Source organism: Gemmatimonadota bacterium (genome assembly GCA_040882465.1).
Classification (GTDB): domain Bacteria; phylum Gemmatimonadota; class Gemmatimonadetes; order Longimicrobiales; family Gaopeijiaceae; genus JBBEBG01.
In genome coordinates, this window is sequence record JBBEBG010000030.1 from 75,786 (window position 1) to 86,351 (window position 10,566).

Sequence of the window (10,566 nt, forward strand, 5' to 3'; positions counted from 1 at the left end):
TGTTACCCCCGACATCTCTGCGTGGTCACACCGCCCTTCAAAGCTCCCTCTATACATTGAACCGGAAGAGGATGATGTCGCCGTCGCGGACCTCGTACTCTTTCCCCTCGGAACGCATGAGTCCCTTCTCGCGAGCCGCCTTGAGCGACCCGGCACGCACGAACTCCTCGTAGCCGATCGTTTCCGCGCGGATGAAGCCGCGCTCAAAGTCGGAGTGGATGGTCCCGGCCGCTTCCGGTGCCAGTGCCCCCCGCCGCACGGTCCAGGCACGCGCCTCTTTCTCCCCCGCGGTGAAAAAGGTGATGAGGCCGAGCAGCTGATAGGCAGCCCGAACCAGGCGGTGGAGCCCCGGCTCCTCGAGCCCCAAATGTGAGAGGAATCCCCGCCGGTCTTCCGGCTCCAACTCGGCCACCTCGGCCTCGATCGCCGAGCAGACGGGGACGAGGATCGCGTCGGGTTCCTCCTTCGCGAGCGCCACCTCGAGGGGCTTGGTCCACTGGTTTCGCCCCGCCGGGAGGTCCGACTCCGCCACGTTCGCCAGGTAGAGTACCGGCTTCGACGTGAGGAGCTGGAAGGAGCGGAGGATCGGCCGCTCTTCCGGAGTGAACTCGAGGCGCCGCACCGACGCGCCGGTAGAAAGGGCCGCTTGCACCTTTTCCAGGACCGCGAACTCCCGTTGCGCGTCGCGCTCCCCCGACTTCGCCTTGCGGATCATTTTCTCGATTCGTCGCTCGACAACTTCGAGGTCCGAGAGGGCAAGCTCTGCGTTCACGATCTCCCGGTCCCGGAGAGGATCCACACCACCGAGGACGTGCGTGACGTCCGGATCGTCGAAGCAGCGGAGGACGTGCACGACCGCATCGACTTCGCGAATGTTCGCAAGGAACTTGTTTCCGAGCCCTTCGCCCTCCGAGGCGCCCTTCACGAGGCCGGCGATGTCCACGAACTGGATCGCCGTCGGCACACGTGCCGCGGCCCCCGCAAGCTCGAAGATCCGATCCAGGCGGGAGTCGGGAACCTCGACCATCCCCACGTTCGGCTCGACGGTGCAGAACGGGTAGTTCTCGGAGGGGGCCGCCTGGGCGGTGAGAGCGTTGAAGAGCGAGGACTTCCCGACGTTCGGAAGCCCCACGATCCCGACTTTGAGCATGACCGCGTGAGGGTTCGCTGGAGGGGGGCGGGTGCTGACGGCGCCGCGCCGGGCCTGATCATACCGGAGCGGACCTCGCTGTCAAGCGGCCACAGTGCGCGTGCGAGGAGCCCGGGGAGCGCGGTTCCCCGGACCCGAAGGCCGGCGGGACCCGCCGCGTTACGGGGAACCGGTCCTGTCCCTTGCGGCAGCCCACGGATCGGCCGACCTTCTCCGGGTTGCCGGTTTCCGAACTTCTGTTACAGTTTCCGCGTAGTCGTCGAATTCTGGGTCCAGTCAGAGGGATGCCATGGACTTTTCTTTCGCCGGGCAGTGGGATGCGGACCGGCTCTCCTGGTTCGTTTCAGGACTTCGTGATGAAATGGTCCGCCGCGGCCATCGTCACCTGGAAGACCCCGATCAGGCCGCACTCGTCGTCAATTGTTTCCCAAAGGAGGAGCCGCGCGCCTTCCGGCGCCGGGGCCAAGCCGTCTTCGTCGTCTCGGTGACCGAGTTCGCGCCGGGCGAAAAGTCGGTGCTCCAGGCGATTCCCGAGGGATATCCCCTCCTGGTGCGCTCCCTCGCCAACCTCCTCATCGGGATCACCGGCCCGGACGCTTCTCATCCGGACGCCCACTTTATTACGCCCGAACAGGGGTATTATCAGGTTCGCGGGAACTCGAACCGCGCGGCCTTTTTCGAGCAGGTTTATTCCCGCGTGGAGCCGCTCGCGACCTCCCACCTCGTGATAGACAACGTCTTTGATCCGGACCTTCCGAAGGAACTCTGGGAAGGAGACGAGATCACGGAGTCCATTCGCCGCGCGGGGACACGCCTCGATGCGCTCGATCTCCTCCCGGCCCCCTTTCCGATCGAGGCAATCCTCTCCGAGCGAGACCGAAAGCATCTGAAGCGGCTTTACGGGATCGGCGGACTCTCTTACGGCAACATTTCCGCCCGCTTCGACGAGACACGCTTCTGGATGAGCGCCTCGGGGGTGGACAAGTCGGACCTGCGGGAGATCGGGCGGGACATCCTGATGGTGAAGGACTACGACGCCGAGCGGCGGGCGATGATCCTTTCGGTCCCCCCGCACGTGGAGCCACGCCGGGTCTCGGTGGACGCGATCGAACACTGGATGATCTACCGCGAGCACCCCGACGTGGGGGCGATCCTCCATGTGCATGGATGGATGGAGGGAGTGCCTTCCACCGAATTCAATTTCCCGTGCGGGACATACGAGCTCGGCCAGGCGGTCGCGGACATCGTCCGGCAGCACCCGGATCCGTCCCGCGCGATCGTCGGCCTCCGAAACCACGGGCTCACGATCACCGGCCCCTCCCTGGATGAGATTTTCGACCGGATCGAGGGGCGGATCCTGAACGTCGTGCCGATGTCCTGACGGGCCTGCCACCTCGGCCGGCAGGCCGGGAAAAACGTGCGGCCCCCCCCGCGTAGAGCCGCGGGGGGCCGTTTCGCTTTCCGAAGTCCCGATGGACTCAGCCGACGATCCGCTGAATGAGCTCCAGGACCGCATCGAGCGACGCGCCTGTCGCCAGGTCGATGTCGTGGATGCGGACGAAAAAGGGCGCGAGGACGAGGGCGACCACGCTCATCAGCTTCACCAGGATGTTGAGCGACGGCCCCGATGTATCCTTGAAGGGATCACCGACCGTGTCACCGACGACGGCCGCTTTATGCGCCGGAGAGCCTTTCCCGCCGTGCGCTCCGCTTTCGATAAGCTTCTTCGCGTTGTCCCAGGCTCCGCCGGAGTTCGCCATGAAAAGGGCCATGAGGACACCGGTGACGAGGGCACCGGCGAGGAGGCCACCGAGCGCCTCGACGCCGAGGAAGGTCCCCACGAGGAAGGGCGCGATCACCGCCAGGATCCCGGGGAGGATCATCTCCCGGAGCGCCGCCCGCGTGGAGATGTCCACGCAGCGCGCGGAATCGGGCTTCCCGGTTCCGTCCATGATCCCCGGGATCTCGCGGAACTGGCGTCGAACTTCTTCGACCATTCCCGCGGCCGCCCTTCCGACCGCGGTCATCGTAAGCGCGGCCACCATGAAGGGGAGCGTGCCTCCGAGGAAGAGGCCAATCACGACCATCGGGTTCACCAGATCGATCCCGGTTTGCTGAAGGCCCACGCTCGTGGAGTAGGCGGAGAAGAGGGCCAGCGCCGTGAGCGCCGCCGAGCCGATCGCGAATCCCTTCCCGATCGCGGCCGTCGTGTTTCCGATCGCGTCGAGCGAGTCGGTGATCTTCCGCGTCTCGGGGCCGAGGTGGCTCATCTCCGAGATCCCGCCCGCGTTGTCCGCGATCGGACCGTAGGCGTCTACGGACATGGTGACGCCCACCGTCGCGAGCATCCCGACAGCGGAAATCCCGATTCCATAAAGTCCGGCCATCTGAAACGAGACGAAAATCGCGATGGCGATCAGGACGACCGGAAGTGCGGCCGAGTTCATCCCGAGGGCGAGCCCCTGGATGATGTTCGTCGCGGCACCGGTTTCGCTCGCGTCCGCGATCGCTTGGATCGGCTTCCCGGCCGTGTACCACTCCGTGACGAGCCCGATGGCGATCCCAACGACCGTCCCCGAGAGGATGGCCCAAAAGGGCCCGGAGGCGGGATAGGACGCCCCGGTCTCGGGATTCACGATCTGGATCCCCAGCGACTGGACCACGAAATACATCACGACGAGAAAGAGCCCGGCTGCGATGAAGGTGACGTTCCGGAGCGCGGAGGCCGGGTCGGTCCCCTCGAGGACCTTCATCATTCCGATCCCCACCAGCGACGCCAGGAGCCCGACCATGATGGTCACGATCGGGAGGGAGACCGCCTCGACGGTAGACGCAGTGATCGCCGCGGAAGTCGCGCCGATGGCGATCGTCGCAACCACGGACCCGACGTACGACTCGAAGATGTCGGCGCCCATCCCTGCGACGTCCCCGACGTTGTCACCCACGTTGTCCGCGATGGTGGCAGGGTTCCGTGGGTCGTCCTCGGGGATCCCGGCCTCGACCTTTCCGACCAGATCCGCCCCGACGTCGGCGGCTTTCGTGAAGATTCCCCCGCCCACGCGGGCGAAGAGGGCGATCGAGGAAGCACCCATCGCGTATCCGGCGATGACTTCCGAGAAGCTCGGGAGCTCCGAGGCCGGCGCGCTCGCGGCCAGCAGGACGTAAAGGAGGCCGATTCCCAGAAGCCCGAGCGAAGCGACGGAGAGCCCCATCACCGAGGCCCCGAAGAAGGAGACACGCAGCGCCTTTTTCTGCCCCTCGGTGCTCGCCGCATACGAGGTGCGGACATTGGCGCGCGTCGCGGCCTGCATCCCGAGGAAGCCCGCGAGGGCGGAGGTCAACGCCCCGGCGACATACGCGGTCGCGGTGTCCACGCCGATCCCCCAGGCGAGCAGCCCCGCCACGACAACGACGAAGACGGCGAGGACGGTGTATTCCCTCTTGAGGAAGGCCATCGCCCCTTCGTGAATCTGCTCGGCGAGTGCGACCATCACCTCGGTTCCGGGAGATTGGCGATTCACGTATCCAAAGATCATGAGCGCCACGAGAAGCCCGAGGATCCCGAGGATCCATGCTCCGCCGGTCAGCATCACGAAGTCCATATTTCCCGCGTCCTCTCCTTAAACGGTGGTCTCACCGATTGAACCGGTTCATCACCGGTCCAATCCCTTCCCGGATCCAGAGCTCGACGCCCTCGGCGAGGGTCGGAAGGAGCTCGATCACACGATCCTCGTCTTCCGTATCCATCGGGGCGAGGACCCAATCCACTAGGTCCCACTCCGGCGGCGGCCGTCCCACACCCACACGGAGCCGTGCGAAGGCCTCACTCCCGAGCGTGGCCACGACCGAGGCGAGCCCATTGTGTCCGCCGTCGCTCCCCGCCGGACGAAACCGCACCCGCCCCACGTCCAGCGCCGCGTCGTCCACGACGACGAGGAGGTCGGCCGCGGGATCGAAGCCCTCTGCCCCGAGAAAGGGACGCAGCGCCGGGCCGCTCCGATTCATATAGCTCAGCGGCTTGAGGAGAAGGACTTCGGCGCCCCCACGCTCCCCGGCCGCGGCCATAGCCGCACCGTCCTTCCGAAAGCCCCCGAACCCCCAGCTGTGGCAGATGCGGTCGAGCACCCACCATCCCACGTTATGCCGCGTCGCGTCGTAGGCGGGTCCGGGATTCCCGAGCCCGGCGACGATCTTCATGCGACGGCCGGCCGCCACCGAGGCAGATCAGTCCTTGTCGGCTCCTTCCTTCCCGCCCTCGGCGCCCTCGCCGGCCTTCTCCTTCTCGCCCACCAGCTCCGGCTCGCCCTCTTCGGCCTCCGCCGGCTCCGCCGACTTGAGGACGGTCGGGATCTGGACCGAGCAGACGATGCGGTCGCCGTCGAGCATCACCTCGACGCCCTCGGGGAGGGGGAGATCGCGCACGTGCACCGCGTCTCCGATCGCGAGGTCGGCGACCTCGACGAGGATCTCCTCCGGAATCCGGTCCGGAAGGCATCGAATCGGGAGGTCGTGGAGCGGCTGCTCGAGGACTCCTCCGTCGTCACGAACACCCCGCGGAATGCCATGGATGTGGAGGGGCACGTCGAGTTCGACCTCGACATCCATCTGAATCCGCAAAAAGTCCACGTGCAGGATATCGGGACGAATCGGATGCGTCTGAATCTCGCGGACCAGCGTCTGGACCAGGCCGGTTCCCCCCTCGATCTCGAGATTCACGATCGTGTTGTCCACGGAGATCGCGTGGAAGAGGAGCTGCGCCTCATGCGTATTCAGCGACAGCGCGAGCGGCTCCCCCGCGGCGCCGTAAACGACGGCCGGAAGTTTCCCCGCCGCGCGAAGCTTTCGTGCGGGGCCCTTTCCCCGCCCTTCGCGGAGCCCGGCCTTGAGGGTCACCTGGGTCGCCATGTTCTCACCTCACGTCTGGGGTCCAGCCCGGACCCACGTTTATGCCTGAGGCTCTTCGATTTTGAAGAGCTGGCTTACCGACTCGTTCGAATGAATGTACTCGATGGCGCGGGCGAGGAGCTCGGCCACGGAGAGGACCTTGAGTCCGGGGAATTTCCGCTCCTCCGGGATCTGAATCGTGTTCGTCACCACGAGCTCCTGCAAAGAAGAGTTCGACAGCCGCTCCGTCGCCTTTCCCGACAGGAGCGCGTGTGTTGCGCACGCGTACACCGCGGTCGCGCCCCGGTCGTGGAGCGCATGCACGGCCGAGGCCATCGTCCCGGCCGTGTCCACCATGTCGTCCGTGATGAGGCAGTGCCGTCCCTCGACTTCCCCGACGACCGACAGTACCTCGCTCTGATTCGGCGCGGGACGGCGCTTGTCGATGATCGCGAAGGTCGCTCCCAGCCGGCGGGAAAAACCCCGGGCCATCTTGGCCGAACCCACGTCCGGAGCGACCACGACGAGGTCCGGAAGTGCCTTATCCACGAAATATTGGGTGAGGACCGGAGCCGCGTAGAGGTGATCCACCGGAATGTCGAAGAACCCCTGGATCTGGTGCTGGTGGAAGTCCATCCCGAGCACGCGGTCCGCGCCCGCGGTGACGACCAGGTTCGCGGCGAGTTTGGCTCCGATCGAGACGCGGGGCTGATCCTTCCGGTCCTGGCGCCCGTACCCGAAGTAGGGGATGACGGCGGTGACTCGGGCCGCCGAGGCGCGCTTCGCGGCATCAATGAGGAGGAGAAGCTCCATGATATTGTCGGCGGGTGAGATCGTCGGCTGGACGATAAAGACATCCCGCCCCCGCGCGTTCCGATCGATGCGGACGAAGATCTCGCCGTCGGCGAAGTCCCGGATCGTGGCGCCGTCCGTCCCCGTCTCGAGCATCCTTCCGATCTCTTCAGAGAGAGGGCGATTCGCCCGCCCCGAGAGGAGGAGGAGGGGGCCCCGTCCGAAGGTCTCTTCCATGCGCCTTTTCCGCCTCTCCAGGTGACCGGTAACAGCCGAGAAAGCTAGACCGGGCGCGGACTCTCGTCAACGCCTCGGAACGGCGCTAGAGATGCGCCTCAACGAGGGAGTTCGAGAAGGATTTCCGAGGTGGCCGGGCTCCGTCCGGGAAGCTCCATCGAGAGGGTGAGGCGGGCTGGACCCGAGGGGAGGGCGGAAAGGTCGAGCCCGACGCGCCGGAAGAGGGGGTCCCCGGGAGCGGGGACCGTCGCCGGGTCCATCCGCTCTTCCCAGGAGATTTCTACGGTCGCCTCCGGTTCCAGGAGGCGGAGAAAGCGGGCGGCCCGTTCCAGGAATGTGCTTCCTTCCGGGGCAGCGACGAGGTGGAACCGGAGGCGCTCCTCAGATCCCACGAGGCCGTACACCTCCCAGGCGACATCCACGCGTCGCTCCGCGAGTGCCGACTCCGGCAGGACCCGGGAGAGAACATCTTCGAGGACCTCGTGGCCCTCCGCGGCTCCTGTTGGCGGGATCCCGGCACTTTCCTGGCCCGGACTGAGGAGAAGAAGATCGGAAAGCTCCACGACGCCGCGTGTGAGTGCGGATTGCTCCACCCCATGGCGCGCACGCCACGCCCGCTCCGCCTCGGGATCGAGGACTTCAACGGAGAGGAGGTACCCGCCGGCGGGCGTCCGAAATGCGGCGACACCTCCCCCACCCCGCATCGCGTGGTCCGGCATCCTCTCCCAATCTGACGGCGTGACCGGGGTCAGATCGTGTGCTGCCCTCAGGAACACGCCCCATTCGGTGGCGGAGGTCAGCGCCTGGTCGGATTTGGCGCTCCATCCCAGGACGAGAAGGAGATCCTCACCCCGCCGGAATCGCGCCTGTTGGACCTCGAGCGCCGCGATCCGCGGAGCATAGGCGGGAGAATAACGCTCGGGCGTCCTTCGGGAATCCGTCCGCCAGTTGCCCGGCGGGATGCTCGCCACGGAGCGGAAGGCCTCCGGCGGAGGGAATACGCCGCGGCTCGACGGGTTCATCCGTCCGACGACGGGAGTGGGTCCCAGATTGAGCGCCGGAGCCCACTCATGCTCGAAGGCCACCTCCGGCCCATAGCGGACGAGGAGCTCGGCGAGGTCTTCGTCCCATCGCATGGAGTACGGATTGCGCGCCCCGGAACGGATCCGGGCGAGGGTCCAGCGGGAGAAGTGTTCGGTGAGGCGGTCGTTCCCCGGGACGAGGTAAAGCGGATCCGCGAGGACCCAGGCGCGTTTCCGAAGGGTCCCGATCGAGTCGGGCGGCGCCTCGGCGAAGAGAGGACGAAGCTCCTCGGGAAGAAGGAAATCGAGGCCCCGCCAGGCCACCGCCACGGCCTCGGGCATCCCGGAGATCGCGCTGTCGAAGGCGGCTTCGGCCTCCTCGAAGCGCCCCAGGCGATGCAGGCTCAGCCCCTCGAGGGCCCGGCACAACCACGCCTCGGCCGGAGCCGCGCCACAGCGGCGGGCGAGCGCGAGCGATTCGTCCCACCGACCCGCCTCCCCGAGGCAGGCCACTCGCTGGCCGAGCACCCACCCGTCCCCCGGAATCGCCTCTCCGATCTCCGCGAGCGTCTCGATCAGCCCTAGGCGCGCCTCCGTGACCTCCGGCACTTCCGGCGGCGGCTTCCAGGCGTCCGGATCGTCCTCTTCGACCGCGTCGTTCCCGAAGGTCAGGCAGAATCGGCCGATGGTGTCATCGCAGGGCCCGGTGAAGGTGCGCCAACCCATGGGTGCGTGGCTGACCCGCGCGCGCTCGAAGACGGATTGGGCGGTGAGGGCGCGATTGCGAAGCTCGGTGGAGTCGGCGGCCGGCGCTGTTAGGCCCTCGGCCTCGATGGCTCCCTGAAGAGCATCGGCCGGCCGCGGGACTGCGCCCAGTAGAAGCGAGACCAGGATGTCCCCAAAAAGAAGTCGCCGATTCGTCATGCCGCCGCGCGCCGAGGCGCGTCCCCCTCAGCGTCCCCCGATGTCGGAAAGCTCCGCCTCCCAGATCGTCGCCGCCGCATCGTAAGCGGTGATGTACCCGGCCTCGAAGTTGGCCGCAACGGCTTCGCTCACCGCCGCCATATAGTCCGCGTGGCTCGGGTAAAGCGCAGCGACCGTGGCCGCGTCGAAAGGCTCGAACGAACCGTAGAGGCCGCAGAAGCCGGAGCCGCTGTTCATCCCCGTGTTGGTCGCCGTGGGAACCGCGTGCGCGGCGAGCCGGATCCCGCCGAGGGCGTTCCGATATTCGTCCCGCGCGAACGGGTCGTCCGACCCCGCGGGGGCCGCCTCGAGAAGGGGGGCCGTCGGAGGCGGAGACCCCTCTTCGACCCACCGGACCATGTGGTCGTACGCCGCATTCATGGTGTGCCGGAAGGGGACGCGCGATGCGGCCGGCCGATCGCAGGTCGGAGCCCGCACCACGGCGGTCGCTATGCTTCTCCCCGCCGAGACCGCGCTGACCCGTGCACCCTCCCAAATGAAGAAGATGTCCACGTGGGAGCTCCCCGCGACCTCCCACTGGCGGAACGAATCGGAATCGGGCTGACGGCTCCCCATCCGGCGAGCCATGTCCGTCTCTGCCATGATCTTGAAGATCTTCACCTCCTGATCGTCTCGAATCTGGCCACCCCCGCCGTGGACCATGATCGCGTCGAAGACGGGGTGCAGGGGATGGACGTTGTTCAGGTACGTGGCGAGGCGCCCCGCAGACTGCGAATGACCGGTCGCGAAGACCCGTTCGATCTCGAAGCCGGGAAACAGGTCGGCCCCCTTCGGCTCGCGAACGGCTTCGGCCACGGCTGCGAAAACGTCATACGAAAGCGCGTCGCCTTCGATCGTGCCGCCAACCGTCACGTCGAGCGATCCGTACCGGGTCGGACTCCACTCCCGGAGGTGGTCCACTCCCACACGCTGTGCGGACACGCCTACGAAGGCGTACCCGTTGCGCATGAGGTGCTCACCGGACTGCCGCCAGTCGATGTCGAGGTCGTTTCCCGCCGTGACGTTGTTCCACTCCACGACGACCGTGCCGTTGAATCGGTTCGAGTCGGCCGGTCGCCGCACCACGACCCGCGTCCGGAAAGGATGAGGTCCATCGATCACGGATCCGGATTCCAGACCGCCCGTCGTGTACCGATTCGCCGTCCCTTCGATGAAATATTCGAGCTCGACGTAGCCGTGCCCGGCCAGATCCATTCCGGACATGGTGAAGATGAAGTCGTTCGCATCGTTACCCGGCGCACCCGCGGTGATCGGACTGGAGACGTGCACGGAGGCGGGACCGGGATCCTGCGCGGACGCGGCGGAGACCAGAAGGGCCGTCGAGAGCACGGCCGCGACCGACGCGGCGATCGAGGTGTGGGCCATCGGGAAGAAGCTCGAGCGGAAGTTCGGGCGCGACACGGATCCACCTCCTCGGACGATGGAGTACCACGAAGGACGTGAAGTTGGCCCGGGTGGATTCGAACCACCACCGCCGGTTCCAAAGACCAGTGTGCT

At 66.6% G+C, this 10,566-nt stretch carries 8 protein-coding genes; 1 reads left to right on the forward strand and 7 read right to left on the reverse strand.

The features are described from left to right. Positions 1–49 precede the first annotated feature (49 nt). Positions 50–1,150 carry a redox-regulated ATPase YchF gene (ychF, locus tag WEG36_11290; GenBank protein MEX1258191.1) on the reverse strand — a complete coding sequence of 367 codons (1,101 nt, stop codon included), beginning with the start codon at positions 1,148–1,150 and terminating at the stop codon, positions 50–52. A gap of 289 nt (positions 1,151–1,439) precedes the next feature. On the opposite strand from ychF, the gene WEG36_11295 reads away from it, so the two are divergent. Beyond that, entirely contained in the window at positions 1,440–2,531 is a 1,092-nt protein-coding gene (locus tag WEG36_11295) for a class II aldolase/adducin family protein (GenBank protein MEX1258192.1), read from the forward strand. Positions 2,532–2,628: 97 nt separating this feature from the next. Here WEG36_11295 and WEG36_11300 read toward each other — a convergent pair whose 3' ends face one another. From WEG36_11300 to WEG36_11325, 6 genes are all read right to left on the reverse strand, one after another. After that, entirely contained in the window at positions 2,629–4,752 is a 2,124-nt protein-coding gene (locus WEG36_11300) for a sodium-translocating pyrophosphatase (protein ID MEX1258193.1), read from the reverse strand. Between the two features lie 31 nt (positions 4,753–4,783). Next, a complete protein-coding gene (pth, locus tag WEG36_11305; protein ID MEX1258194.1) occupies positions 4,784–5,347 on the reverse strand; it encodes an aminoacyl-tRNA hydrolase in 564 nt (187 codons plus the stop codon). A gap of 27 nt (positions 5,348–5,374) precedes the next feature. After that, on the reverse strand, positions 5,375–6,055 hold the full coding sequence (locus WEG36_11310; GenBank protein ID MEX1258195.1) for a 50S ribosomal protein L25: 681 nt from the start codon (positions 6,053–6,055) through the stop codon (positions 5,375–5,377). Positions 6,056–6,094: 39 nt separating this feature from the next. Beyond that, positions 6,095–7,063, reverse strand: coding sequence for a ribose-phosphate pyrophosphokinase (locus WEG36_11315; protein MEX1258196.1), 969 nt, complete (start codon positions 7,061–7,063; stop codon positions 6,095–6,097). Between the two features lie 98 nt (positions 7,064–7,161). Continuing rightward, entirely contained in the window at positions 7,162–9,009 is a 1,848-nt protein-coding gene (locus WEG36_11320) for a hypothetical protein (protein MEX1258197.1), read from the reverse strand. Positions 9,010–9,036: 27 nt separating this feature from the next. Further along, a complete protein-coding gene (locus tag WEG36_11325; protein MEX1258198.1) occupies positions 9,037–10,470 on the reverse strand; it encodes an alpha/beta hydrolase domain-containing protein in 1,434 nt (477 codons plus the stop codon). Positions 10,471–10,566 lie beyond the last annotated feature (96 nt).